General features: G+C 74.0%; 24 protein-coding genes. 18 read left to right on the top strand and 6 right to left on the bottom strand.

The features are described 5' to 3' along the window. Positions 1–19: 19 nt before the first annotated feature. The 4 genes from SM573_RS21225 (at position 20) to SM573_RS21210 (ending at position 3790) form a co-directional block, all read left to right on the top strand. The gene (locus tag SM573_RS21225; RefSeq protein WP_474612951.1) at positions 20–469 is read left to right on the top strand and encodes a nitroreductase family deazaflavin-dependent oxidoreductase; all 450 of its coding nucleotides are present in this window, start codon (positions 20–22) and stop codon (positions 467–469) included. Between the two features lie 148 nt (positions 470–617). After that, positions 618–2033, top strand: coding sequence for an aldehyde dehydrogenase family protein (locus SM573_RS21220; RefSeq protein ID WP_474616873.1), 1416 nt, complete (start codon positions 618–620; stop codon positions 2031–2033). Between the two features lie 197 nt (positions 2034–2230). Then, positions 2231–3025 carry a class I SAM-dependent methyltransferase gene (locus SM573_RS21215; protein WP_474612953.1) on the top strand — a complete coding sequence of 265 codons (795 nt, stop codon included), beginning with the start codon at positions 2231–2233 and terminating at the stop codon, positions 3023–3025. A gap of 168 nt (positions 3026–3193) precedes the next feature. After that, positions 3194–3790 (top strand): class I SAM-dependent methyltransferase, encoded by a 597-nt coding sequence (locus SM573_RS21210; RefSeq protein WP_474612954.1) that lies wholly within the window; start codon positions 3194–3196, stop codon positions 3788–3790. Here SM573_RS21210 and SM573_RS21205 read toward each other — a convergent pair. Further along, entirely contained in the window at positions 3785–4288 is a 504-nt protein-coding gene (locus tag SM573_RS21205; protein ID WP_474612955.1) for an SRPBCC family protein, read from the bottom strand. The two genes, SM573_RS21210 and SM573_RS21205, sit on opposite strands and share 6 nt — an antisense overlap. A gap of 584 nt (positions 4289–4872) precedes the next feature. On the opposite strand from SM573_RS21205, the gene SM573_RS21200 reads away from it, so the two are divergent. From SM573_RS21200 to SM573_RS21170, 7 genes are all read left to right on the top strand, one after another. Continuing rightward, entirely contained in the window at positions 4873–5142 is a 270-nt protein-coding gene (locus SM573_RS21200; protein WP_474612956.1) for a hypothetical protein, read from the top strand. Then, a complete protein-coding gene (locus SM573_RS21195; RefSeq protein ID WP_474612957.1) occupies positions 5142–6179 on the top strand; it encodes a hypothetical protein in 1038 nt (345 codons plus the stop codon). The genes SM573_RS21200 and SM573_RS21195 overlap by 1 nt, the downstream gene beginning before the upstream one ends. Before the next feature lie 184 nt (positions 6180–6363). Continuing rightward, complete coding sequence (locus SM573_RS21190; RefSeq protein ID WP_474612958.1) at positions 6364–7293, top strand: LLM class F420-dependent oxidoreductase; 930 nt, start codon at positions 6364–6366, stop codon at positions 7291–7293. Between the two features lie 388 nt (positions 7294–7681). Further along, positions 7682–8437 carry a hypothetical protein gene (locus SM573_RS21185; protein WP_474616872.1) on the top strand — a complete coding sequence of 252 codons (756 nt, stop codon included), beginning with the start codon at positions 7682–7684 and terminating at the stop codon, positions 8435–8437. A 50-nt stretch (positions 8438–8487) separates the two neighbouring features. Next, positions 8488–9726, top strand: coding sequence for a D-arabinono-1,4-lactone oxidase (locus SM573_RS21180; RefSeq protein ID WP_474613264.1), 1239 nt, complete (start codon positions 8488–8490; stop codon positions 9724–9726). 131 nt (positions 9727–9857) lie between these two features. Continuing rightward, positions 9858–11360, top strand: a complete 1503-nt coding sequence (locus SM573_RS21175; RefSeq protein WP_474616871.1) for a hypothetical protein — start codon at positions 9858–9860, stop codon at positions 11358–11360. Further along, complete coding sequence (locus tag SM573_RS21170; RefSeq protein ID WP_474616870.1) at positions 11353–12063, top strand: NUDIX hydrolase; 711 nt, start codon at positions 11353–11355, stop codon at positions 12061–12063. The genes SM573_RS21175 and SM573_RS21170 overlap by 8 nt, the downstream gene beginning before the upstream one ends. Positions 12064–12078: 15 nt before the next feature. Here the strand turns inward: SM573_RS21170 and SM573_RS21165 are convergent, their stop codons facing one another. From SM573_RS21165 to SM573_RS21155, 3 genes are all read right to left on the bottom strand, one after another. Then, positions 12079–13221 (bottom strand): site-2 protease family protein, encoded by a 1143-nt coding sequence (locus SM573_RS21165; RefSeq protein ID WP_474612962.1) that lies wholly within the window; start codon positions 13219–13221, stop codon positions 12079–12081. Between the two features lie 68 nt (positions 13222–13289). Further along, complete coding sequence (locus SM573_RS21160; RefSeq protein WP_474616869.1) at positions 13290–14144, bottom strand: alpha/beta hydrolase; 855 nt, start codon at positions 14142–14144, stop codon at positions 13290–13292. 115 nt (positions 14145–14259) lie between these two features. Then, positions 14260–14979: a TetR/AcrR family transcriptional regulator gene (locus SM573_RS21155; protein WP_474612964.1), complete on the bottom strand. Its 720-nt coding sequence runs from the start codon at positions 14977–14979 to the stop codon at positions 14260–14262. A 108-nt stretch (positions 14980–15087) separates the two neighbouring features. On the opposite strand from SM573_RS21155, the gene SM573_RS21150 reads away from it, so the two are divergent. The 5 genes from SM573_RS21150 to SM573_RS21130 all read left to right on the top strand — a co-directional run bounded on the left by SM573_RS21150 (position 15088) and on the right by SM573_RS21130 (position 20138). Next, positions 15088–16554 (top strand): MFS transporter, encoded by a 1467-nt coding sequence (locus SM573_RS21150; RefSeq protein WP_474616868.1) that lies wholly within the window; start codon positions 15088–15090, stop codon positions 16552–16554. A gap of 107 nt (positions 16555–16661) precedes the next feature. Continuing rightward, the gene (locus tag SM573_RS21145) at positions 16662–17567 is read left to right on the top strand and encodes an ABC transporter ATP-binding protein (protein ID WP_474616867.1); all 906 of its coding nucleotides are present in this window, start codon (positions 16662–16664) and stop codon (positions 17565–17567) included. Continuing rightward, a complete protein-coding gene (locus SM573_RS21140) occupies positions 17564–18364 on the top strand; it encodes an ABC transporter permease (RefSeq protein WP_474616866.1) in 801 nt (266 codons plus the stop codon). Before SM573_RS21145 ends, SM573_RS21140 begins: the two co-directional genes overlap by 4 nt. A 20-nt stretch (positions 18365–18384) precedes the next feature. Continuing rightward, the gene (locus tag SM573_RS21135; RefSeq protein WP_474616865.1) at positions 18385–19518 is read left to right on the top strand and encodes a sensor histidine kinase; all 1134 of its coding nucleotides are present in this window, start codon (positions 18385–18387) and stop codon (positions 19516–19518) included. Next, positions 19515–20138 carry a response regulator gene (locus tag SM573_RS21130; RefSeq protein WP_474612969.1) on the top strand — a complete coding sequence of 208 codons (624 nt, stop codon included), beginning with the start codon at positions 19515–19517 and terminating at the stop codon, positions 20136–20138. The genes SM573_RS21135 and SM573_RS21130 overlap by 4 nt, the downstream gene beginning before the upstream one ends. Positions 20139–20151: 13 nt before the next feature. Here the strand turns inward: SM573_RS21130 and SM573_RS21125 are convergent, their stop codons facing one another. Together SM573_RS21125 and SM573_RS21120 are read right to left on the bottom strand one after the other, a co-directional pair. Beyond that, entirely contained in the window at positions 20152–21069 is a 918-nt protein-coding gene (locus SM573_RS21125) for a L,D-transpeptidase (protein ID WP_474612970.1), read from the bottom strand. A 102-nt stretch (positions 21070–21171) separates the two neighbouring features. Further along, entirely contained in the window at positions 21172–22617 is a 1446-nt protein-coding gene (locus tag SM573_RS21120) for an alpha-amylase (RefSeq protein ID WP_474616864.1), read from the bottom strand. A 268-nt stretch (positions 22618–22885) separates the two neighbouring features. Between SM573_RS21120 and SM573_RS21115 the strand changes: the two genes are divergently transcribed. Together SM573_RS21115 and SM573_RS21110 are read left to right on the top strand one after the other, a co-directional pair. Beyond that, the gene (locus SM573_RS21115) at positions 22886–24463 is read left to right on the top strand and encodes a hypothetical protein (protein ID WP_474612972.1); all 1578 of its coding nucleotides are present in this window, start codon (positions 22886–22888) and stop codon (positions 24461–24463) included. Beyond that, on the top strand, positions 24460–25926 hold the full coding sequence (locus tag SM573_RS21110; RefSeq protein WP_474612973.1) for an NADH-ubiquinone oxidoreductase-F iron-sulfur binding region domain-containing protein: 1467 nt from the start codon (positions 24460–24462) through the stop codon (positions 25924–25926). The genes SM573_RS21115 and SM573_RS21110 overlap by 4 nt, the downstream gene beginning before the upstream one ends. The last annotated feature ends 1 nt before the right edge of the window (position 25927 follow it).

The raw sequence follows: 25927 nt of genomic DNA, 5'->3' as shown, positions 1-25927 counted from the left end.
ACGAGCAGTCGAGCCGGCCGTGACCGTGGACGACGCCGTCATCCGCGCCCTCGCTGTCGGGCCGGACTCTTCCCCGGCCGAGCGCACGATCGACATCACCACAGTGGGCCGACGTAGCGGAGTCCCCCGCCGCGTCGAGGTGTGGTTGCACCGGGTCGACGGCCGCTGGTACCTGACCGGCATGCCTGTTCCCCGTAGCTGGTACGCGAACCTGCGAGCCAATCCGCGGTTCGTGGTCCATCTGAAGCACGGGGTCACGGCCGACCTGCCGGCGACCGCGGTGCCGGTCGACGAGCAGACGCGGCGGCGGGTGATCACCGCGGTCCTCGACCTGCAGAACCGGCCCGATGTCGCGGCGCGGGTCGGCCGGCGCCAGAGCTTCGACGTGTGGTTCGCCCACAGCCCGCTCGTCGAGATCGTCTTCGACGACGAGCGGTTGCGAGCGGCGGCCGCGGCGCGGTCCGAATAGGTCACATCCCACTGACCGGCCCGGCGTGGCGTTCCGCGCGGGCCGCTGACACCGACGCGCCCGGGGCGAGCCCCGCGGGCCGTCGACCACACACGCCGGCCGAATCTCCCTGGATCCGGCGGTGAGACACACCAGGAGACCGATCACCATGCCATACCACATGATCAACAAGATCTATGTCGACGGACAGTTCGTCACCCCGCACGGCACGGAACTGTTCGACCTGTACAACCCCGCAACCGGGCAGGTTGTCGGACAGGTCCAACTCGCCGACGAGGTGGACGCCGAGGCCGCCGTCGCGGCCGCGAAGCGTGCCTTGCCGGGGTGGTCCGCGACGTCGCGAGAAGAGCGGATCGACGCGTTACGCCGGCTTCACGACGCGGTCGCCGCGCGGCTGGAGGACATCCGGGAAGCTGTCGTGGTGGAGTACGGCGGGCCGGTGCGCAACTCGTACCTGGTCGAGGGGGTCGTGGGCGCGTTCGCCCACATGATCAAGACATTGGAGGGGTTCGAGTTCACCCGGCAGGTCGGCAACGCCGTCGTGGAGATGGCACCGATCGGCGTTGCCGGCCTGATCAGCCCGTGGAACTCGGACGCGTTCTTCATCGCCGACAAGCTCGCCACCGCACTGGCCGCCGGCTGCACCGTCGTCGTCAAGCCGAGCGAGATGAGCGCGACGCAGACCCACGTCCTGACCGAGGCGCTGCACGCGGCCGGACTCCCCAGGGGCGTGTTCAACATCGTGACCGGCCGGGGCGACGTCGTCGGGACCACCATCACCCGGCACCCCGACATCGCCAAGATCTCCTTCACCGGCTCCACCGACGTCGGCAAGATCATCATGCGCGAGGCGTCCGACACGTTGAAGAGTCTGACGCTCGAACTCGGTGGCAAGTCACCGTCGATCATCCTCGACGACGCCGACCTCGAGGAGGCCGTGACCGGCGCGCTCGGGGCCGGATTCGTCAACAGCGGCCAGGCGTGCGCCGCGGGCACCCGCATCCTCGTGCAGGAGAACCAACTCGACGACGTCCTCGCGCTCGTCACGAAGCTGGTGGCCGACCACCCGGTCGGCGACCCGCGCGACCCGGCCACCGCCATCGGCCCCATGGTGAGCCGGCGGCAGTGGGAACGTGTCCAGTCCTACATCCACCGCGGTGTCGAGGAGGGCGCCCGGATCGTCGTGGGCGGACCCGGTCGCCCCGACGGGCTCCCCGACGGGTACTACGTGCGCCCGACGGTGTTCGCCGACGTCACCAACGACATGACGATCGCACGCGAGGAGATCTTCGGGCCGGTCCTGTCGGTCATCACCTACCGCGACGAGGACCACGCCGTCGAGATCGCCAACGACACCACCTACGGTCTGTACGCCTACGTCTTCTCCAGCGACGCCGCGCGGGCACGCCGGGTCGCGTCCCGCCTGGAGGCGGGCCGGGTGTCGATCAACGGCGGTTACGAGCCACTGTCCCCGTTCGGCGGGTTCAAGCAGTCGGGCCTCGGCCGCGAATACGGCAGCTTCGGTCTCGAAGGCTTCCTGGAGCCCCGGGCCGTCATGCTGTGACGGCCACGGGCCGGACCCGTGGCCGGCACGCGGACGAGCGCATCCGCGGCTCGTGGCGCGTCCGGCCCGGGTCCGGCCGCGGCCGGTCGTCGACCGCCCGGCAACCGATCGGCTCACCGGTGGCGGCGTCGTCGCGCGCGTACCCCCTCGCCCGTGCCGTGGTGTTCCGCGGGCCCGACGTGCCGTAGGGTTCCGGGATGACGCGCGAGGTGTGGGCGGACGGGCAGGCGTACGAGGCGTACGTGGGCCGGTGGAGCCGCCGGGTCGCGGAGGAGTTCGTCCGCTGGCTGGCGGTGCCGACCGGCCGGCGCTGGCTGGACGTGGGCTGCGGCACCGGCGCGCTGTCGGCCACCGTTCTCGCCCTCGCCGACCCGAGGCAGGTCGTCGGCGTCGACACGTCCCACGGGTTCGTGACCGACGCCCGGTCCCGGGTCGCCGACCCGCGGGTGGCCTTCCAGGTCGGTGACGCCCGGGCGCTACCGCTGCCGGAGCGCAGCGTCGACGTGGTGGTCAGCGGGCTGGCGCTCAACTTCGTACCCGACCCGTCGGCTGCCGCCGCCGAGTTCGCCCGGGTGCTGCGGCCCGGCGGTGTCGCGGCCGCGTACGTCTGGGACTACGCCGACGGCATGGCCCTGATGCGTCACTTCTGGGACGCGGCGGTCGAGCTGGACCCGGCGGTGTCCGAGCTGGACGAGGCCCGCCGCTTCGCGGTCTGCGCCCCGGACGCCCTGGGGGCGCTCTGGGTCGACGCGGGGTTGCGGTCGGTGTCGGTGCGTCCGGTCGAGGTTCCGACCGACTTCGCCGACTTCGACGACTACTGGTCACCGTTCCTGGGCGGGCAGGGCGCGGCCCCGGCGTACGTGGCGTCGCTGCCCGAGGCGCACCGCGCCGCGCTGCGGGACCTGCTGGCCGTCCGGGTGCCGGCCGGCGCCGACGGTGCGATCCGGCTGACCGCCCGTGCCTGGGCCGTACGCGGGGCGGCGGCCTCCTGACCGGTCGGCCGCGTCACCTCGCCGCCGGACGGGTCGGGCGGCGAGGTGAGCGTCGCGGTGGGCGGCAGCTCGCGTCGCGCGTGCGGGGTGACCGAGGGCACGGTGCGGCGCGGCCGGCAGAGAGGTGCAATCGGTGTGTGAGCGGAATCCGGCCCGGCGGGTGATGTGATGAGATGCGGCCTGCCGACCCACCATCGGGGAATCGGCGACCCCGTCGCGTCGGCGGACCCGGCGGCGCGGGAGCCGGGTGCCACCTACCGGCAGCGGTGGGCCGTGGAGACGATGGGCGTCGCACCCCACGACCGGCTTCTGGAGATCGGATGCGGTCGCGGGGTCGCCGTCTCCCTGGTCGCGCGGCGCCTCACCACCGGCCGGATCGTGGCGATCGACCGGGCGGCGACGATGGCGCGGCTCGCGACCGAACGCAACGCCGGCCACATCAGGTCCGGCACCGTCGAGATCCGGTCCGCCGAGTTCGAGTCGGCCGACCTGCCGAGCGGCTACTTCACCAAGATCTACGCGGTGAATGTCAGCCTGTTCTGGCTGGGTGACGCGGCGCGCCAGGTCGACCGGGTGCGGAGCCTGCTGGCTCCCGAGGGCCGGCTCTACGTGTTCGGCGAGCGGCCCGGGTCCGCGCACTCCGCGGCGAACCTCAGCTCGACGGAGCGGTTGCTCCGGGGCCGGGGGTTCGCCACCACCCGGTCGTCCGAGGCTCGCGGGCGGGGCCGCACGCTCACCTGCGTCACCGCGACGCCGACGTCATGAGGGTGTGCCGTCACCGGACCGGTCGAACTTGCCCGCGACCGCGTGGTCGGTGTCCGTCACCCGCCCCGTCTCCATGACCTGCTTCAGCCGGCGCAGGTTCGCCGCCACCTCCGCGTCGGGCGGCTTGCGCAGGAGGGTCAGCACGCTGTGGCCCAGCCCGCCGAGCGGGGTCCTCAGCACCTCGCGCACCTCGGTGCAGTGCCGGCCGGGAGTGAAGTGCACCTCCCAGTGGGCTCTCGTCCCCGGCATGCCGGCCGTCTCGTAGCGGATCAGCTCGTCGGTGCGCTCCTCGGTCACCCGGACCGTGGAGTTCACCCGGATGCCGAGCGGACCCTCGATGGTCCACCGGAACGTGGTGGGACCGAGCCGTTCGACGGCCATGACGTCGCCCAGGAACCGGGGCAGGTTCGCGAAGTCGCGGTAGAAGGCGAAGACGTCCGCGACGGGGCGGTCCACGGTCACGCTCGCCTCGACCGGCTTCTCGGGCAGGCGGATCATCGACCGTGCTTGCCCACGGGCACGTGCGCCAAACCTCGCCCCGATCGGGGCGTCCGGGCCCGCCCTCGTCCCTCGCTGTCCGATAGCTGACAGGACGCCGGGGGTCTTTCCGTCGCACTGTTGTAGCAGGTGAGAGGCGTGCGGATGGCGGGCCACATCCGATTCCTCCGGTCCGGCGGCGACAGCAGCGTCCCCGCCGGCACCGCGACCACCGAGCCCGGCCACGCCACGGCGGCGGTCCCGGCGTAGCGCAGCGCCGGCCCGCACGTCCCCCTGAGGTCGCGCCCGGTGACACCGTCCCGGGCGCCCGGGACCGCCCACGACACCGACGTCACCACCTCCGGCATCGCCGTGCGCCGGCCGCGCCGTCGCGGCCGGGCACGGCCGGACCGACCGGCATCCACCGCACCCGCCCCTGCCGCACCGCGGCACCGCCCCCGGGTGGGACGACGGGCCGGCCGGTCGTACGCGACGAACCGCCGCCCGGCATCCCCGGCGGCTCCGGTCGTCGCCGCAACCCAGGACAGCCGCCGGCCCACCGGCCACCAGCCGGTCCGGCGCAGAGCAAGGAAGGAGGGGCCGGCATGGCCGCTCCCACCGCGACCGCATCCCTGAACGCGTCCACCTACTCACCGGGTGACCAGATGACCCTGACCGTCACCTACGGCGACGCCGACACGAGACCGTTGACCCTCACGATCGTGGTCAGCGACGCGCAGGGCAACAGCAGCGCCCCCGTGCGCGTCACGGCGGTCATCGACCCGCTCACCGTCACCGTCGCCGACGACTCGGGCCGCGCCTGGACCCGGTTGTCGGACAACGGCTCGGTGGCCGTCTACCGGGCGGTGGCGTGATGCCCCGGGTGACCGTCACGGTCCGCGACTCCGGTGGGCGTACCGCCACCGCCGCGGCCAACTACACCATCGCCCCACCGGTGCTCGGCGGCTACTACCTCTCCGGCGGCGCCGACCCGACGGCCGACATCGCCGGCGGGAACTTCCGGTCACTGACCCAGTACCGCAGCTTCGCGGACGGGTACGTCTTCCCCGGTTACCAGCGGCAGTGGCTCACGACGCTCGGCAAGTCCGGCATCCAGGTCAACATGGTGCTCGAACTGAAGCACTACGGAGCGCCCAACGCCGGTCCGCAGACCTTCACGGTGGACGGCGTGTCGTACACGGTCCCGGCGCCCGCCATGACCATCCAGCAGCGCCCGGGAACGACCTGGCCCAAGGCGTACGGCTACGGCCAGGTGCTCGCCGGCCAGTGCGACGGGCTCCTGGCCCGCGCGCTGTCGCAGTACCGCGCGATGGGGTTCCCGGTGAACATCCAGCTCGCCTCGGAGCTGGACACCGACCACGAGTTCGGCACGTCCGAGGCGGGGCGGGCCTACACGTGGGCGGAGTCGGACGCCCGGGCCGTGCAGGCGATGACGTACATCGTGAACTGGTTCAAGGCGCGCTCGCTGCCGGCGGGTAGCACCTTCTCCGTCGGGTTGGGCGGTTTCGACCGGGCCTGCTTCCAGCGCACCCACCCGGAGTCGCTGATGGCGCGCCTCGATTACCTGCAGTGGAACGTGTACGCGACCAACGCCAGCCACACGGCGCTGGACCGCTTCCGGCGCACGAAGGACTGGGCGGTGGCCGACCTCGGCCCGGTGGCGCTCTCCCGCCCGGTGATCATCGCCGAGTGGGGCGTCCGGGTCGCCGAGATCCCGAACCAGGCAGCCTGGATCGCCACGGTGCCGGCGGCCGTCGCCAGGCTCAACGCCGAGCGGGGACCGCGGATCGTGCGGACGAACTACTTCAACTCGGGCTGGGGCACCCTGTCGCCGAAGGCGACCGGGCTGTCCGCCCTGAAGGCGGCCTACGCCACCCGCCCGTACGTCTGAGCACCTCCGGCGCCGGTGCCCGGCCGGCCGTGGCGCCCGGCCGGCCGTGCCCCGGACCGTTCCCGGCGGGCCAACGGCCCGCAGGCCCTGGCGGACTGCCGCCTCGTGCAGACCTCGGTCAGGCGTACGGCCCCCCTGCGCAGGTCGTGCGCCGGCCCCCGGAGCGGCTCCATATGCTCGGAGCATGGAACTGCGGATCTTCACCGAACCCCAGCAGGGGGCGACCTACGACGAGCTGCTCGCTGTGGCCCGCTGCGCGGAGGACGCCGGCTACGGCGCCTTCTTCCGCTCCGACCACTACCTGAAGATGGGCGGGGTGAGCGGTGAGCCCGGCCCCACCGACGCGTGGACCACCCTGGCCGGCCTCGCCCGGGACACCAACCGGATCCGGCTCGGCACGCTCATGACCGCCGCCACCTTCCGGCTGCCCGGCCCGCTGGCGATCACGGTGGCCCAGGTGGACCAGATGAGCGGCGGCCGCGTCGAGCTGGGCATCGGCACCGGCTGGTACGCGGAGGAGCACACCGCGTACGGCATCCCGTTCCCGTCGCTGACGGAGCGTTTCGACCGCCTGGAGGAGCAGCTCGCCGTCATCACCGGCCTCTGGGCGACGCCCCGCGGCGAAACCTTCGGGTACGCCGGCCGGTACTACCCGGTGGCCGACTCCCCGGCCCTGCCGAAGCCGGTGCAGGACCCGCGGCCGCCGATCCTGCTCGGCGGCATGGGCAAGAGGCGCACCCCGCAGCTCACCGCCCGCTACGCGGACGAGTTCAACCTCCCCTTCGCCTCGGTCGAGGACTCGGCGGCCCAGTTCGAGCGGGTACGGGCGGCGTGCGCCGAGATCGGCCGCGACCCCGCCGAGCTGCGCTGGTCCAACGCGCTCGTGCTCTGCTGCGGGCGCGACGACGCCGAGGTCGCGCGGCGGGCCGCGGCGATCGGCCGGGAGCCCGCCGAGCTGCGTGCCAACGGCCTGGCTGGCACCCCCGCCGAGATCGTCGACAAGATCGGCCGGTACGCGGCCGTCGGCGCCCAGCGCCTCTACCTCCAGGTGCTCGACCTCAGCGACCTGGACCACATCGAGCTGGTCGCGGCCGAGGTGATGCCGAAGGTGTGACCGCGGTCGTGCGGTGACCCGGTCCGCGTCGGCGGGCCGGGCCGCCGGCCGGGCAGCGGGCTTCGTCGGCCGGGCCGGCGCCCCGGCCGCGCGGATCGCCTCAGCGCGCCCCGCCGGCTCGGGCGCCGCCTCGCCGCCGCGCCCGGGGTGCCGGGGAGGGCGTGGGCACCGGGGTCGGCGCGGGCGGGGGCGCCGGCGTCGGCCGAGGACCGGGTGACGAGGCCTGGACGGCGTCGCCGTGCGGGGCGGAATCCTGGTAGCCGTTCATGGGCATGGGGTTTCCCCCCGATGCCGGGACCAACCGTGCCCGATCGACCGGTGTCGGCCGGCCCCGACCTGTCGGAGGATGCAGCACACCGACGGCCACGGTCAGAACGGGGGTCACGACGTGGAACTGCGGCGGAACCGGGGACCGCTCGTGCTCCCGCTGGTGTGCGTGCTCGGTGGTGTGGCCCTGCTCGCGGTGCCCAGCGAGGGCTCCGTGCTGCGTACCCTCGTGGCGCTGGGCGCCGTCGTCCTGGGCGGCGTGGTGCTGCTCGGCGCGGTGCGGCCGTTCCGGTTCGCCGTCGGCCCCGAAGGGCTGACCGTGCGCCGGCCGGGCCTGCGCCGGCTGGTCCGGTGGACGGAGGTCGACGCGCTCGCGCTCGACGAGCCCCTGCCCGTCGAGGGGCGCCCCGCGGCGCCCCGCCTGCTGCTGGTGCCCGTCCCCGGCGTCGTGCTCGGCCTACCGGCGACCGCGCGACACCCGCTCGACGGCCGACCGGCCGTGGAGCTGCTCGACCTGAGCCAGGTGCGGGAGGGGCCCGACGAGGTGGCCGCCGCACTGCGCCGCTTCGCCGGCGACCGCTTCACCGACGCGGTGGCCCGACGCCGGGCCGCGTTCGCCCTGAACGAGTTCCCGATCGGGCTGCGTGGCTACCGGACGGACCGGGTCGACCGGCTCCTCCGGCGCGGCCAGGAGGCACTGGCCTGGGGCGACGCCGCGGCGCGGCGGTCGGCGCGGGCCGAGGTCGAGCAGGCCCGAGCGGGCGGGCTGACGACCGACGCGCGCGGCTACAGTCGGCGGGAGGTCGACGAGGCGCTGCTCGCGCTCGACGCCGCCCTCGCCGAAGACCGCTCGACCGACCGGGAGCCCACCCTGTGACCACCGCGGACGAACGCACCCACCCCGCTCCGACCACGCCCGGCGACCTCGTGCCCCGTCGCAACTGGGCCGGCAACGTCCGCTACGCGGCACGCCGGTTCCACCGGCCGACCACCCTCGACGAGCTGCGTCGGCTGGTCGCCGGGAGCGACCGGATCAGGGCGGTCGGCACCGGGCACGCGTTCAACCGGCTCGGCGACACCGGCGGCGACCTGGTGAGCCTCGCCGGGCTGCCCCCGGAGATCAGCATCGACCCGGACCGACGGACGGTCACCGTGGCCGCCGCCCTGCGCTACGGGGACGTGGCGACCCGGCTGCACACCGAGGGGTGGGCGCTCGCCAACCTCGCCTCGCTGCCGCACATCTCGGTCGCCGGCGCGATCGCCACCGCCACCCACGGCTCCGGTGAGCGCAACGGCAACCTGGCCACCTCGGTCGCCGCGCTGGAGCTGGTCACCGCCGGCGGCGACGTGCTCCGCGTCGACCGCGACGCCGACGGGGACACCTTCGCCGGCATGGTGGTCGGTCTCGGCGCGCTCGGCGTCGTCACCAGGGTCACGCTCGACGTGGTGCCCACCTTCGAGCTGCGGCAGTACGTCCGGCTCGACCTCCCGCGCGAGGAGGTGGCCGCGGCGCTGGGCTCGGCGTACAGCGTCAGCCTCTTCACCGACTGGCGCTCCCGCCGGATCAATCAGGTGTGGCGCAAGCAGCGGGCCGACGAGCCCGCCCCGCCGCGGGGCTGGCTCGGGACGACGGCGGCGGACGCTCCCCGGCACCCGGTGCCAGGGATGCCGGCGGAGAACTGCACCCCGCAGCTCGGCGTGCCCGGGCCGTGGCACGAGCGGCTGCCGCACTTCCGGCTCGGGTTCACCCCGAGCAGCGGTGACGAGTTGCAGTCGGAGTACCACGTGCCCCGCGCGGCGGCGGCCGACGTGCTCGCCGCGCTCGACCCCCTCGCGGACCGGATCGCCCCGGTGCTGCAGATCTGCGAGCTGCGCACGGTGGCGGCCGATCGGCTCTGGCTGAGCCCCAACCACGGGCGGGACAGCCTCGCCGTGCACTTCACCTGGATCGACGACGCCGCGGCCGTGCTGCCGGTGGTGGCCGCCGTCGAGGAGGCGCTCGCGCCGTTCGCGCCGCGCCCGCACTGGGGGAAGGTCTTCGGGCTGGCCCCGGAGCGGGTGGCCGCCGCCTACCCCCGGTACGCCGACTTCGCCGCCCTGCTGACCCGGCTGGACCCTCGGGGGGCCTTCCGCACCGAGCTGCTGGACCGCTACTTCCCGCGCTGACCGCCCCGGCCGATCGATCCGGACCGGCGCGCGTCCGGGCGGGGGAGGGCGACCTTCCGGTCGAGTTCCGTTCCGGTGGACGGGGTCGGCATGATGGCCGGGTCCCCTGCCCGTGTCCATTGAGGAGTCGCATGACTCAGGAGATCTCCGGCCTCGGCGGTCGGCTCGTGCCGATCGACAACCGTGACCTCGCGCCGATCACGGTCGTCGCCCAGTGCCTGGACAACCAGTGGGTGACACAGGACCTCCTCACGCGGATGCTCCGGCGCCGGCAGTCCTACCGGGACGTCGAGCGCCGGCGCCGGCAGGACGCGCGCGCGGAGTACCTGCGCTCGGTCCTCAACGCCGAGCAGGTCGTGGTGAACCGGGCGTACTTCTTCAACAACCCGGTCGTCTACCAGGACTTCACCCGGACCGGACCGCAGCGGGACGCGTTCCGCGAACTGCTGGCAGAGAGCGTCCTCGTGCCGTTCCTGCTGCGCGAACGGAGCCCGGACGCGGCGCCCCGGTTCGGGGTCGACGAGGCCGGCTGGCCGGCGTGGCTCGGCGTCCTCGACGAGGTGGACCGGCTGCGCTGCATCCGGCTGTCCTGGGACGACACGGAGAACGAGCGCCTCACCGAACGGTTGATGTTCGCCGAGTTCCGCAAGTTCCTGCTCCAACTGCCCGCGTTCAACCTCGCCGAACTCCAGCGGGACCTGCGGCTGGACGACGAGGCGGTGCCGGTGTTGAAGAGCCGGCTGCGCGACGTCAACCAGTGGGCGCTGGACGCGGAGCAGGCCGACCGCGACGGCTTCTACCGTGAGTTCCTGGTCGAGCCCGGCACCAACCCGGCCGACGGCGCGTTCCGCACCCTACCGCTGGTCGCCGAGCTCAAGCAGCTGGTCGACCTCAGGTACAACACCACGCTCCCGGACGCTCTCGACGGCTACGCGCTCATCCCCACCGACTCGTTGCGGCGTACGGCGATGCAGGAGTACCGCCGGGAGCGGCCGCCCGAGCGGGGGATGGACGACCTGCTCGCGCTCCTGCGGGCGCTGCGCCCGAACGCGTTCGACCTGGCCCAGCTGCCGCTGCGGCTCGACCTCACCGGCCTGGACCTGCACCACGTACGCCAGGCGCGGGAGACCGACGAGTGGCGCGAGTACGTCACCAGCCTCCACGGGCTGCTCGACGACCCGCTCGACTTCGTCGCCCGGGGCCAGCGGGTCTACGACCGCTACGTCGCCCTGGCCCGCCGCCTCGCCGGCATCGTGGGGGACCGCCGGCTGGAGCGGACGCAGGCGTGGGAGCCGGTCATCCGGGTCACCGTCGAGGTGCTCGGCACCAGCGCCTCCGTCATCTTCGACGGCGATCCGCGGATCGAGCTGCTCGGTGACGTCGCCACCGAGGTGGCGGCCCGCGGCGCGACCGCCGTGGTCCGGTTCGCGGTGGTCGGGCGGGACCAGCGGCGCGCCGAGCGGCAGCTGGGCACCGGGATCGACGTGATGCGGGTCCACCTGCTCCGGGCGGGGGAGGATTGGCGCGAACTCGTCCGCCGCCTGCGGGAGGTCGGTTTCCCGGTGACCGGCGGGAGCGCCGAGCGCGACTCGGACGCCAACATCGACCGACCGGAGGGGGACGACGGTGAGTAGCGCCTGGGACGACTACCTGGAGCTGCGGAGGCGACTGCCCGGATACTTCGCCGACCCGGCGGACGCCGCCGTCCGGATCCTGGACGACGAGGAGCAGGTCGCGGCGGCGGAGCAGGCGAAGGCCGCCCTCCTGCGCGCCCGCGGACTGCCGGTCGAGTGGAGCCGGACGGGTGTGGTCTACCGGGACGAGTACCTGACGCTGGTGCGCGACCCCGTCCGATTTCCCGACGGCGGTGTGGGCACGTACATCCGGAAGCTGCCCAGCGGCGGGGCGGACGGCATCGTGCTCCTGCCGGTGCTGGACGGCGCGGTCGTCCTGATCGAGCACTTCCGGCACGCGACCCGCCGGTGGCACCTGGAGGCGCCTCGCGGGTTCGGCGAGGTGGGTGTGCCTCCCGCCGACCAGGCGGCCCGGGAACTGCGGGAAGAGATCGGGGTCGCGCCGGCCCGGCTCGTCGACCTCGGGTCGATGCACCCGGACACCGGGACGGCGACCGACGAGGTGCGGCTCTACCTGGCCGAGATCACCGGGCTCGGGCCCCTCGGCGCCGACGAGGGCATCCGGGCGGTGCGGACGTACGCGCCGGAGCACGTGGGCGAGCTGATCCGGGACGGGGTGATCACCGATTCGTTCACCATCGCGGCGTGGACCCGGGCGACCCTGCGCGGACTGCTCGGCGGTCCGGCCGGCGGCCCGGCGTGACGGAGGTGGGCCGCCTCACCGCCGGTCGCCGGCCATCTGCTCCCGGACGCTGCCCCGCTGCACCGCCCGGCTGATGTCGCTCGGCGAGATGATCCCCACCAGGCGGCCCTCCCGCACCACCAGGGCCCGCCCGTCGGCGCACTCGTTGAGCCGGGGGAGCAGTTCGTTGAGCTGCTCGTCCGGCGAGGCGAGCACCAGCTGCTCCTCCCGGCACGCGACCTCGGCCAGCGTGGTGCCGTCGCGGCGGTCCGGCGGGATGCCGCGTACCCGGTCGAGGGTGACCAGGCCGATCGGCCGCCCGTCCTCGGTGAGCGGCAGCGCCGAGTGCCGGTACGCGAAGAGGTAGTGGTCGACGAAGTCGGCGACGGTCATCTCCGGTGAGGCGGTCTGCGGCTGCGGGGTCATCACCTCGGCGACCCGTACGCCGCGCAGCGCGCTGCCCATGCGGGCCTGCCGCTCCTCCATCCCGGCCGCCCCGATCAGGAACCAACCGATCAGGGCCAGCCAGAGCCCGCCGAAGCCGACACCGGCGAGGAACTGCCACAGGCCGAGCGCGATCAGCACGGCGCCGAGCACCCACCCGGCCCGGGCCGCGACCACCGACGCCTTCGTCCGGTCGCCGGTCCAGCGCCAGACCCCCGCGCGCAGCAGCCGGCCGCCGTCCAGCGGGGCCGCCGGCAGCACGTTGAAGACCGCCAGCAGGATGTTGATGCCGGCCAGCCAGGCCAGCACGCCCAGCAGCAGCCCGCTGTAGCCGACCTGGGCGAGGATGATCGCGAACGCGCCGAAGACGACCCCGATGATCAGGCTGACCAGCGGGCCGATCCCGGCGATGCGCAGCTCCGCGCCGGGATCCTTCGCCTCACCGCGCAGCTCCGCCACCCCGCCGAACAACCACAGGGTGATGCCGCCGACCTCGAGGCCGTTGTTCTTCGCCACGATGGCGTGGGACACCTCGTGGGCCAGCAGGCCGAGGAAGAAGACCACCGCCGCGACCAGCCCGGAGAGCACGTACAGGATCACCGGCCGGTCGGGGTACGAGCGGGGGAACTGGCTGGCGGACAGGCCCCACCAGATCAGTGCGAAGATGACCAGGACACTCCAGTTGACCCCCACGGGTACACCTGCGACCCGGCCGAGCCGAAAACTCGCCCTCATGGACCGGTGGTACCCCCGCCACCCGCAGCCATGCTCCCCAGAGGCCGCCGGTGTTGTGGATCGGACCGTCAGCGGCGCGGGTTCTCGCTGGTGATGGTCTGCTCGCGGGGAATCGCGGCCGCTCGCAGCGCCCAGTCCAGCGCGTAGTCGGCGACCTGCTCCCAGCCGTCCTCACCGACGGTGAAGTGGGAGCGGCCGGGGAACGGGTGGTAGGCGGTCAGCGCCCGGGACTTCGTGTAGAGGGCGGCGTTGCTGCGGACCACCCCGGGCGGGATCACGTGGTCCGCGCCACTGGCGATCAGCAGCAGTGGTGCCCGGTCGTCCCGGCGCGTGTCGACGTGGGCGGCCGAGTTCGGGTCGAGGTTGGCGAAGGCGCCCTCGAAGAGCACGTGGCCGGCGCCGGGGACGGCGTAGCGCTCCCAGGCCCGGTCGGAGTCGGCCCGGCTCATCGTGTTGCCGAACGCGTAGGCGAAGTCGTCCTGGGTGAACGGGACGGCCTTGTGCCGGTTCGCCGGGTTGCGCAGGATCGAGAACGCGGAGCGCAGGGTGCTCAGCGGCAGCTTCAGCACCCCCTTGACCGGCGCGGGACTGACGCCGACGGCGGCCGCGCCGAGCCCACGGTCCACCAGGAGCTGGGTGATGAGCCCGCCGAAGGAGTGGCCCATGATGACGGGAGGCCGGGGCAGGCTCCGGATGATCCGGGCGTAGTGGTCGACGATGTCGGGAATCCTTTGCCCGGCGATGGGTGTCGGGTCGTCGCGCAACTGCTCGACCTCCCGGTCCATGCCCGGCCAGGCCGGCGCGATCACCCGCAGCCCACGCGCCGAGTACCGGTCGACCCACCCTTCCCAGCTCCGCGGCGTCATCCACAGCCCGTGGATCAGTACGACGGTGTCCACGTCCCCCTGCGGCGCGCTGCCCATCGGCGTCCCTCCCCGGTCGCGACGTACGGACCCCGGCGGTTACCCGGCTGGCGCGGTGGAATTCCTCGGCGGTGCGAGGCGCGGAATGGGCCGCCCGACGCGCCCCCGCGAGGGCTCAGCCCGGCGTGGCGTACCGAGCCACGCCCTGCACCAGCAGGTCGAGGCCGAACGCGAAGCGCTCGTCGCCGCCGCCGGCCATCATCTCGTCGAGGTGGGCGAGGGTGTGCGGGAACCGGTCGGCGGGCAGGCTGAGGTAGTACTCGCGTAGTTGGGCGAGCATCCCGCTCCAGTAGCCCTCGAGGTCCTTGCCCGAGGCGCGGACCTTCTCGCCGAAGAGCGCCCCCTCGTAGGCGTCGCCGGCGATGTAGAGGAAGAGCCGGTCCAGGAACCAGGCAGCCGGCTGGGGCGGCACCCCGCCGGCGATGAGGATGGCCAGCATCCCCTCGGTGACCCGTAGGGCGTTCGGGCCGGTGGGGATAGTGGCCAGGGAGGCCAGCGCGAGGTGGGTGTGCGTCGCGTAGGCCCGGTACGCCTGCCAGGCCACCTCCTTGATCTGGTCCGTCCAGCGTCGCGGGTCCGGCTCGGGGACGGTGATCGCGGCGCTCACCCGGTCGAGCAGCAGCTCCAGCAGCTCCTCCTTGCCCGACACGTGCGCGTAGAGCGAGGCCGGGCCGGTGCCCAGCTCCTGCGCCACCCGCCGCATGCTCAGCCCACCCAGACCCTCCCGGCCCAGCACGGTCATCGCGGCGTCGACGACCGCCTGCTGGCTCAGCGGGCGCCGGTTGGCGCGGGGGCGGGCCGGGGTGCGCCAGGGCGGGTCGGGCAGGTCGTTCACGAGTCACCTCCGGGTGCGGACGACGCCATCGTACTTGCCGACGAACGCAGTTCGTTGATAGAACGGTGTTCGTTAACGAACAGCGTTCGATTCGCGTCAGGAGATCCGATGTCCCAGGCCGCCGTGGGCGAGGCCGCTGCCGCCCGGCCCGCACCCAGCCGAGTCGCGCCGTACCGCTGGCGCTGGCTCGCCCTCGCCGTCATCCTCGCCGCGGAGGTCATGGATCTCCTCGACGCCCTGGTCACCAACCTCGCCGGTCCGGCGATCCGCGCCGACCTCGGTGGGTCGGCCAGCCTCATCCAATGGCTCGGCGCCGGCTACACCCTCGCCATGGCCGTCGGCCTGGTCACCGGCGGACGCCTCGGCGACCTCTACGGCCGGCGCCGGATGTTTCTGATCGGTCTCCTCGGCTTCACGGCCGCCTCGGCGCTCTGCGCCCTCTCCGTCGCGCCCGGAATGCTCGTCGCGTCCCGGGTGGCCCAGGGGCTCTTCGGCGCCGTGCTCATCCCGCAGGGCCTCGGGATCATCAAGGAGGTCTTCCCGCCCCGGGAACTGGCGGCCGCGTTCGGGGCCTTCGGCCCCGTCATGGGGATATCCGCGGTCGGCGGCCCGATCCTCGCCGGCTGGCTCGTCGACGCCAACCTCGCCGGCACCGGCTGGCGAGCGATCTTCCTGATCAACCTGCCGCTCGGCCTGCTCGCGATGCTCGGCGCGCTGCGCTTTCTGCCGGAGTCGCGCTCGACGCACGCCTCCCGGCTCGACCTGCCCGGCGTGGGGCTCGTCGCGCTCGGCGCCGTGCTGCTGGTCTATCCGCTGGTGCAGGGGCGTGAGCAGGGCTGGCCGGGGGAGATGTTCGCGATGCTGGCCGCCGCGGCCGCCGTCTTCGCGATCTTCGCCCGTTACGAGGTGCGCCGGCACCGCGCCGGCCGGGATCCGCTGGTGGTGCCGACGTTGTTCCACCGCCGGGCGTTCACCGGCGGGCTCGTCGCCGGGCTGGCGTTCTTCACCGCGCTCACGGGCTTCTCGCTGGTCTTCAGCCTCTACCTCCAGCTCGGGCTCGGCTATTCGCCACTGCGCGCCGGGCTGGCCGGCGTACCCCAGGCGGTCGGCATGGTCGCGGCCTTCGTGATCGCGGGCGCTGGCCTGGCCCGGCGGTTCGGTCGTACGCTCATCCACGCCGGCCTGGTCGTGGTGCTGGCCGGCGTCGGCGCCGTGCTGCTCACGCTGCGGCTCGCCGGTCCGGACGTCACGCCGTGGCGGCTGGTCCCGGCGCTGCTGCTGGTCGGCTTCGGGATGGGCCTGGTGATGGCCCCGTTCTTCGACATCGTGCTCTCCGGCGTGGAGCCGGCCGAGACCGGCTCGGCTTCCGGCACCCTGACGGCCGTGCAGCAGCTCGGCGGCGCGTTGGGCGTGGCCCTGCTCGGCACGGTCTTCTTCGCCCGGCTGCCGGGGGAGGGTGCCGCCGCGGCCGTCCGGAGCACACTCTGGGTGGAGGCGGCGCTGCTCGTGGTCACCGTCGCGGCCGCGTTCCTGCTGCCCCGGCGCGCGCGCGAGGCGGAGGCGGGACAGCACTGACCCGCGGGCGGGGGCGGCACAGGCGCCCCGGCCCCTGACAAATGTCATGCCCGGGACGTGACGGGCGCTCGGGGCACCGGGCCCGTCCGCCCCGGAGCATGGCTGTCATGACCAGTACGCACCCGGCCGTCGAGCTGAGCGGCCTCACCAAGACCTTCGGCGCGGTCACCGCGGTCGACGGGCTGAGCCTGCGGGTCGAGCCCGGCGAGGTGGTCGCGTTCCTCGGCCCGAACGGCGCCGGCAAGACCACCACCATCGACATGCTGCTCGGCCTGGCCCGGCCGGACGCCGGGTCGGTGCGGATCCACGGCGGCAGCCCGGCGGACGCGGTCGCCCTCGGCCGCGTCGCCGCCGTGCTCCAGACCGGCGGACTGCTCAAGGACCTGACCGTCGGCGAGACGGTGCGGATGACCGCGAACTTCTACCGGCACAGCCGCCCCGCGGCGGAGGTGCTGGAGCGGGCCGGGATCGCCGACATCGCCGACCGCGTGGTCGGGCGCTGCTCGGGCGGCCAGCAGCAGCGGCTGCGGTTCGCGCTCGCCCTGCTGCCCGACCCGGACCTGATGGTGCTCGACGAGCCGACGACCGGCATGGACGTCGAGGGCCGGCGGGAGTTCTGGCAGGCGCTGCGGCGCGACGCCCGGGCCGGGCGCACCGTCATCTTCGCCACCCACTACCTCGACGAGGCCGACGCGTACGCCGACCGGATCGTGCTGGTCCGGCAGGGGCGGATCGTCGCCGACGGCACCACCGCCGAGATCAAGAACCTGGCCGCCGGGCGGCTGGTCCGGGCCACCCTTCCCGGCGCCGACCAGGCGGCGCTCGCCGCGCTGCCCGGTGTCGACGCCGTCGAGGTGCGCGGCGACAGCGTCCTCGTGCGCACCGCCGACTCCGACCAGGTCGCCCGGCACCTGCTCACCCGGACCGCCGCCCGGGACGTCGAGATCACCTCACGCAACCTCGAAGACGCCTTCCTCGCCCTCACCACCGACCAGGCCGGAGCCGCACGATGACCACCACCCTGTCCGCCACCGCCGATCCCGCCGTCGTCACCCGCCGGCCTCCCGCTCTCGGCGGATTCTCCCCGGCGGTGCTGCGCATCGAGCTGCGCCGGGTGCTGCGCAACCGCCGCACCCTCGCGTTCACGCTGTTCATGCCGGCGGTCTTCTTCCTCATCTTCGGCGTGCCCCAACGTGGCCAGCAGCTCGGCAGCGGCAGCAGCGTGATCGCGTACATCATGGTCAGCCTCGCCGTGTACGCGGGCATGGTGGCCACCACCAGCGCGGGCGCCGCGGTCGCCACCGAGCGGGCGCTGGGCTGGAGCCGGCAGCTGCGGCTCACCCCGCTGCGCCCGACGGCGTACGTCGCCACGAAGGTCGTCACCGCCATGGCCCTCGGCCTGGTCGCGGTCGGTGTCGAGTTCGGCGTCGGCGCCGCGGCCGGCGTCCGGATGCCCGCCCACGTCTGGCTGCTGGCCGGCCTCGGGGCATGGCTCGGCTCGCTGGTCTTCGCGGCCTTCGGCCTCTTCGTCGGCTACCTCGCCCCGGCGGAGAACGTCATGCAGTTCATCGGCCCGGTCCTGGCGGTGCTGGCGATGTTCGGCGGGCTCTTCGTCCCGCTGGAGGTGCTGCCGGACGTGCTCGCCGACGTCGCGCGCTTCACCCCGGTGTACGGCGTCGGCGAGATCGCCCGTGCCCCGCTGACCGGGGACGGCGTGAGCCCGGGCGCGGTCGTCAACCTGGTCGGCTGGACGGTCCTCTTCGCGCTCGGCGCGATGCGGCTGTTCCGCCGGGACACCGCCCGGGTCTGACCGCCGATAGCGTGGACCCGATGGACGTGATCACGGGGGGCCGCCCGCCGGTGGGTCGCAAGTGGCGGCTCACCGGCTGGCTGCTGGCCGCGGTCTGGCTCTTCTTCCTCAACGTCCCGCTGGAGACCGCCCTGCGCCAGGCCGAGCCGTGGCGGAAGTGGCTCGGGGTCGGCACCCTGGTCGCGTTCGGCGCGGCGTACGTGCTGCTCTTCGAGTGGGCGCGGTCGCACCGGCAGGTCGGCAGGCCGGTCCCGCGCGGCCGCGCCGCCGCCCTGCTGCTGGGGCTGCTCGCCCTCGGCCTGCTCGGCAGCCCCGGCACCGGCGCGGACTGGATGACCACGCTGGTCTTCGTGGCCGCGGCGGCGGTGTTCCTGCTCCCGGGCCGGTGGGCGCTGGCCGTCGTGGTCCTCGCCGCGTTGACGCCGGTGGTGGCGGGGCACCTCGTCCCGGGCTGGGCGGGGGAGGACACGGTCTTCTTCGCGGTGGTGCTCGCGTCGTTCGCCATGTTCGGGGTGGCCGCGCTCGCCCAGCGCAACGGCGAGCTGCGGGCGGCGCAGCAGGAGATCGGCCGGCTGGCGGTCGCCGAGGAGCGGGCCCGGACCGCGCGGGACCTGCACGACATCCTCGGCCACTCGCTGACCGTGGTGGCGATCAAGGCCGAGCTCGCGGGCCGGCTGGTCGAGGTGGACCCGCCCCGGGCGGCCGCGGAGATCGCCGAGGTGGAGCAGCTGGCCCGGGCGGCGCTCGCCGACGTACGACGGACCGTCGGGGCGTACCGCGGGGTCCGTCTCGCCGAGGAGCTGGCGGGCGCCCGGTCGGCGCTGATGGCCGCGGGCATCGCGGCCGACGTGCCGGCCGACCTGCCGGAGCTGCCGCCCGCGCACGACGAGCTGTTCGCGTGGGCGGTGCGGGAAGGGGTGACGAACGTGGTACGCCACAGCGGGGCGCGCCAGTGCGCGATCCGGGTCCGGCCGGGCGCGGTGGAGGTCGCCGATGACGGGCGGGGGCCGAGCGCGCGGGCCGAGGCGGCCGGCCACGGCCTGCTGGGCCTGCGGGAGCGGGCGCAGCGGCTCGACGCCATCGTGACGGTCGGCCGGCGCCCGGACGGGCCCGGGTTCCTGCTCCGGGTGAGCCTGCCGGCGGGTGCGCGGTGAGTGACCGGATCCGGCTGCTCCTCGCCGACGACCAGGCGCTGGTGCGGGGCGCGCTGGCCGCGCTGCTCTCCCTCGAACCGGACCTGTCCGTGGTGGCCGAGGTCGGTCGGGGTGACGAGGTGGTGCCGGAGGCCCGGCGGACCGGCCCCGACGTGGCGTTGCTCGACGTGGAGATGCCCGGGCTGGACGGGATCTCCGCCACCGCGGCGCTGCGGTCGGCGCTGCCGACGTGTCGGGTGCTGGTCGTGACGACCTTCGGCCGGCCGGGCTACCTGCGCCGGGCCATGGAGGCCGGCGCGAACGGGTTCGTGGTCAAGGACACCCCGGCGCGGCAGCTCGCCGAGGCGGTCCGCCGGGTGCACGCCGGGCTGCGGGTCGTCGACCCGACGCTCGCGGCCGAGACGCTGGCCACCGGGGCGAGCCCGCTCACCGAGCGGGAGACCGACGTGCTGCGCGCGGCGCGCGGCGGCGGCACGGCGGCGGACCTGGCCCGGGCGCTGCACCTGTCGGAGGGGACGGTGCGCAACCACCTCTCCGCGGCGATCGGCAAGACCGGTGCCCGCAACCGGGCCGAGGCGGTGCGGATCGCGGAGCAGAACGGCTGGCTGCTCGGCGACTGAGCGGGCCGGCGGCTCAGGCGGTGGGCGGCGGGGCGGGCAGCTCCTCGACCACCACCACGCTGCTGCCGGGGCGCACCTCGGCGAGCAGCTCCCGCTGACCGCTGCGGGTCAACCGGATGCAGCCGTTCGTGGTGTTCTCGCCCAGCTCCCCGTCGTGGTACCAGGTGTGCAGGCCGATGTGCGCCCCCCGCAGCCCGGTCGGCACCGAGTCGGGGTCGTCGGGCACCGAGCCGAGGGCGAAGATGTCCACACCGCCGTAGACGTCCTGCGGCGGCGGGGTGCGGCCGAGGATGAAGGTTCGGCCCAGCGGGGTCTCCTGCCCGCGCTGCCCGAGGCTGATCTCCCAGGAGCGCACCGCGTTGCCGGCGCGGTACCAGGTGAGCCGGTGGTGCCGGCGCTCCACGACGATCTGGTCGCGCAGCGGCACCGTCTCGTATCCGCCGGGCGGCAGCCAGGCGAGCTTCCGGTTGGCCGAGGGGAGCAGCACCGCCGTCCAGCCGGCGTGCCGGTCGGCGATGGGCATGGTGACCTCGACCTCGCTGATGGTGGGGGCGAGGAACGCGATCGGCCGCCCGCCCGGCGCGTCGTACGCGGCGATCTTCCGGGTCGGGTGCAGGCCCTCGGTCAGGGGGGTGGTGTCCAGGGTGTCCGGGTCGTCCGGGAAGCCGGCGGGAGCGGGGTCGTACGTGACCACGGGCAGTCCCGGCGGGGCCGGCGCGGCGGGCAGGGCGCTCTCCTCCGCGCTCTGGTCGACGTCGCTCGGCACCGGCTCGGGCGTCGGTGAGGTGAGCGGTGCGGCCTGCCGGACCGGCTCCGCCCGGGGGGTCAGCGCGATGCCGGTGAGCAGCGCGGTGACCAGCAACGTCGGGACACCGACACCGGCGACGAGCCAGCGGCGACGGCCAGGGGAGATCATTCGGTCAAACGGCACGAAAACACTCTACGACTCCGCAAGGCGACGAAAACGCCGATCGCCCGGAAACGCGCCGGGGCGGGCCGGTGTCGTCGCCGGCCCGCCCCGCGTCCTGCCGCGTCAGACCCGGGCGCCGATGTGGATCGCGACCGCGTCGTGCGCCGGGATGTTCGCCGCGAACCAGCCGTTGGCGTCCACTGTGATCACCGGGCCACTGCACGACCCGTTGCTCCAGGTGCCGTGGATGACGTCGCAGTACCGGCCGGCGGGGAGCCCCGCGTGGTACGAGCGACCGTTGATCGCCTGGTCCTCGTCGTTGATCGTGATGTAACCCTTGCCGGCCCGGCTGAACGCGATGTGGTTGTTGCCGTTGTCGTACCAGTTGGCGACGCCGGCGCCCTCCGTGGCGTTGCGGAAGCCGACCATATTGGCGATGACCGGCCAGCGGTGCTCGCACTCCCAGCCGGAGTAGCAGGTGGTGTTCAGCGTCCGGTTGCCGGCGTCCGAGGGTGGCCCCTGGTCGCGGTCGCCGAAGGTGTAGCTGGACATCACCGTGGGGGAGCCGTACGGCCAGGCGAGCATGAAGGCGTTGGCGAGCGCGTAGATGCCCCGGTCGCGGTAAATCAGCACCCCGCCCGCGTCGCGCTGTGTGTCGTGGTTGTCCACGAACACCGACGCCACGCCGCTGGGCAGGTGACCCCAGCCCTCGCCGAAGTTGCGCAGGTACGCCAGCTTCTCCGACCGGAAGACCCGGGCCAGGTCCTTGCCGTAGCGGAACTCGTGCACGTCGCCGTTGCCGGTGTACTCGCCCGGCTGGATCGGCTCGCCCGCGCCGTGGATGACCTCCTGCACGATGTACGCCGGGCGGGAGAGTCGCGCCCTGAGGGCCGCGATGTCGGCCGCCGGCATGTGTTTGCTGGCGTCCATCCGGAACCCGTCCACCCCGAGGGAGAGCAGGTCGTTGAGGTAGGCGGCGAGACGCCCGCGCACGTGGTCCGACTCCGTCCGCAGGTCGGCGAGGTTGACCAGCTCGCAGTTCTGCACCTCGTACCGGTCGTGGTAGTTCACGATGTCGTCGTTGCCGTTGCGGCCGCAGTGGTGGAAGTCCTGCGACTGGTAGAGGCCCGGGTAGTCGTAGTGGCCGTAGGACGAGCCGGCCCAGCCCGTGCCGCCCGCGTCCTGGCCGGACATGTGGTTCACGACCGCGTCGACGATTACCTTCACGCCGGCCGCGTGGCAGGTGTTCACCATCGACTGGAACTGGGCGCGGGTGCCCTTGCGCGACTCGACGCGGTAGCTGACCGGCTGGTACGCCACCCACCACTGCGCGCCCCGGACGTGCTCCTGGGGTGGGGAGACCTGGACGAAGCCGTAGCCCTTCGGTCCGAGGGTGCTCTGGCACTCGGCGGCGACCGACGGCCAGTTCCACTCGAAGAGCTGGACGATGACCTTCCTGGTGCCGGTGGGCGCCGCGGCGGCCGGGGGTGCCGTCGCGGCCAGGGGGACGAGCAGGCTGGCGATCAGGCCGGTGGCGAGGACGGCCGATCGACGTCGACGTCGGGACATCGCGACTCCTGGCGGGGGTGGGGGACGGGAGCGGTGCGGCGGAGAGAGCCGATGAGCTGACTGAATCTTGCAACCGTCGTTGAAATTTTCGGAAAGGTTACAAGCGTGTTGCAGTGGCTGTCAACGCATGGACAAGCGTCACTGTCCCTCCTCGACGGTTCCGTCCGGACCCGAAGGGACCGGCACACGCGCGGTGCGGGCGGTCGGTTCGATCCGGCCGGAAATTTCTCCACCGCCGCTGATCCGCCCGCGCCGTCGCTCCGTACCGATGGGGGAGCGAAGTCGGCCGGCGGTGCGCCGCCACTGGACGATCGAGGAGCAGATGCCCCGGGTCAGGCAGAACCAGAAGTCGACGAGCGTGCGGACCAGCACCAGCAGCCGCGGCGTCCGCGCCCGGTCCCGGTCCTCCGTGGCCGTGCTGATCGTCTCGACACTCGCGGCGCTGTGGGCGGCCGTCATGCTCACCGGCGCCGGCCAGCGGGCGTACGCGTACGGCTTCTTCTTCACGGAGTTCTTCGCCGGGGTGGTCACCCTGGTCTCGCTCAGCCTCACCGTCATGCTGGGGCTGCTCGCCACCGACCGGCTGGTCCTGCTGATCCGGCACCGGGTGCTCCTGCAGTCCGCGCACCGGGCCACCGGCGTCCTCGGCGTCGTCGGGCTCGGCTTCCACGTGCTCACCAAGGTCGCCACCGGCCGCGCGGCGAGCACCGACGCGGTCGTGCCGTTCGTCTCCGGCCGCGGGCTCTACGTCGGGCTCGGCACCGTCGCGGCCCTGCTCATGGTGAGCGTGCTGTGGACCGGTGTCGTCCGGGCCCGCTTCGCCGGCGCCGGCCCGAAGTGGCTGTGGCGGTCGCTGCACTCGCTGGCGTACGTCTCCTGGCCGTTCGCCCTGCTCCACGGCCTCAACGCCGGCCGCGCCGCCAACTCCTGGGTCGTGCTGAGCTACCTGGCCTGCGTGCTGCTCGTGGTGGTGGCGCTGCTGGTGCGCCTCTCGGTGACGCTCGGCCGCCGCAGCCGGGAGCAGCACCAGGCCGCGGCGATGAACAAGGCGCTCGCCGAGCGGCCCGCCGAGGAGGCGCGCGGCCGGTCGCTGCTCGCCGGCCTGGGACGCCGGGCCGAGGCCAAGCTGGCCGCCCAGGCGGCGCGGCAGCGCCGGGAGGCCGAGTGGGCGCAGGCCACCGCCGAGCTGTCGGTGCCGGCCGGTGCCCGCCGACGGGACCCGGAGCGGTTCACCGTCCCGGTGGTGCCGGAGCCGGGCACGCTCCGCGAGCCGGTGCGGGCCGGCCGGCGCCGCCGGGCCGGTGAGGACGCCGAACCGGCATCGCGTTCCGTCCGGGAGCGGGCGGATCGCCGGTACCGGGACGAGGAGCGGGAAGCCGCGGCGCGCCGCACCCGGCGGCGCCGCGAGCAGGAGCCGGCGGCCGGTCGCCGCGACGACGGTCGGCCCGGATCGGTGCGGGTGTCGATGCCCGTCGGGCGTCGCCCCGCCCAGGTCGACACGGGCGTCGCGTACCCGCCGTCCCGGTCGGAGCCCGAGGAGCCGTGGACCAGCCCGCGCCGCTGGGAGGTGGCCGAACCGGTCTCCGCCGAGCCGATCTCGGCGCTGCCGCGCAGCGGCGGCGGACGGCACAGCATCGAGGACGACGTGCCGGAGGAGACGGAGTACTGGCGCCCGCCCTCCCGCTACCTGCCCGAGGAGGTGCCGGCCGACGACACGCCGACGCTGGTGGACCTGGCGTCCCGACGGGCGCGGCGGGCCGAGAGTCGGTCGGCGCGGCGGCGGCGGGCGCACGCGGACGCCGTGGACGGGGCGTACTGGGCCGGGCTGCGGGGTGAGGCGAAGTGAGGCGTACGACGGTGCCCCCGGTCGCCTGCGTCGGTGAGCCGCGGCTCACCGCCGGATTCGCCGAGTTCGGTCGGCTCGACTTCGCGGCGCACGAGGAGGTGCACGGCACGCTCGGCCCCATGGAACCGGCGAGCCTGCTGCGCCTCGCCGAGGGGATCCAGCTCAAGGGCAAGGGCGGGGCGGGTTTCCCGTTCGCCCGCAAGCTGCGCGCGGTGCTGGAGTCCTGCGAGCGGCAGGAGCTGAGCGCCGTGGTGGTGGTCAACGCCACCGAGGGGGAGCCGGCGAGTTGGAAGGACAAGGTGCTGCTCACCCGCGCCCCGCACCTGATCCTGGACGGCGCGGCGCTGGCCGCGTACGCGCTGGACGCCGAGGAGATCGTCATCGGCGTCGCCGACGACGGGGTGGGGCGCGAGTCGCTCATGGAGGCGCTCGCGGAACGGCGGATGCCCGCGCCGACCAGCGTCGTCACCGTCCCGCACCGCTTCATCTCCGGGGAGGGCGGCGCGCTGGTCAACGGGATCAACGGGCTGCCGCACATCCCGCCGGGCACCAAGAAGCGCTCCAGCGACTCCGGGGTGAACGGCCTGCCCACCCTGCTCTCCAACGCGGAGACGTACGCCCAGCTCGCCGTCGCGGCCCGGCTCGGCCCGTACGAGTACGCGACCCTCGGCACCGACGACGAACCGGGCACCGTGCTGCTCACCGTGACCGGCGCGGCCGCCCGCCCCGCGGTCGTCGAATGCGCCCTCGGCACCCCGCTGCGGGACATCCTCGAACTCTGCGAGGTGCCCGACGGGCCCGGCATCCTGACCGGCGGCTACCACGGCAAGTGGATCACCGCGGAGGCCGCGGACCGGGCGGAGATCTCCCGCGCGGGGCTGGCCGCCGTCGGCGGCACGCTCGGCGCCGGCATCATCGTGCCGCTGGGCGCCGACACCTGCCCGCTGGGCGAGGCGGCCCAGGTGGTGCGCTACCTCGCCGGAGAGTCCGCGGGCCAGTGCGGGCCGTGCAAGCGGGGGCTGCCGGACCTGGCCCGGGCCGTGGACCTCGCGGTCGCGGGCAGCCAACCGGCCGACGTCGTGCGGGCCGCCGCCGGCGAGGTGAAGGGGCGCGGCGCGTGCAGCCACCCCGACGGTACGGCCCGGTTCGCGCTCTCCGCGATCGAGGTCTTCGTCGACGACCTGCGGATGCACTCGACAGGTGACGGGTGCGGCCGGCGGGTGAAGGGCGCGATGGGGCTGCCCGGCGCACCCGACCCGAACCCGCAGAAGCTGACCCTCGACTGGTCCCGCTGCGACGGGCACGGCCTCTGCGCCCACGTGGTGCCCGACTTCATCAGGCTGGACACCAACGGCTACCCGGCGTTCCCCCCGACGCCCGTGCCGACCTGGCTGCGGGAGGGCGCGATGAAGGCCGTCAAGGTCTGCCCGGAACTGGCCCTGCGCCTCGCGAAGGCCGAATAGC

The organism is Micromonospora xinjiangensis, assembly GCF_056150165.1.
The sequence above is the reverse complement of the archived record's forward strand: the minus strand, read 5'-3'. Positions and strand labels throughout refer to the sequence as shown.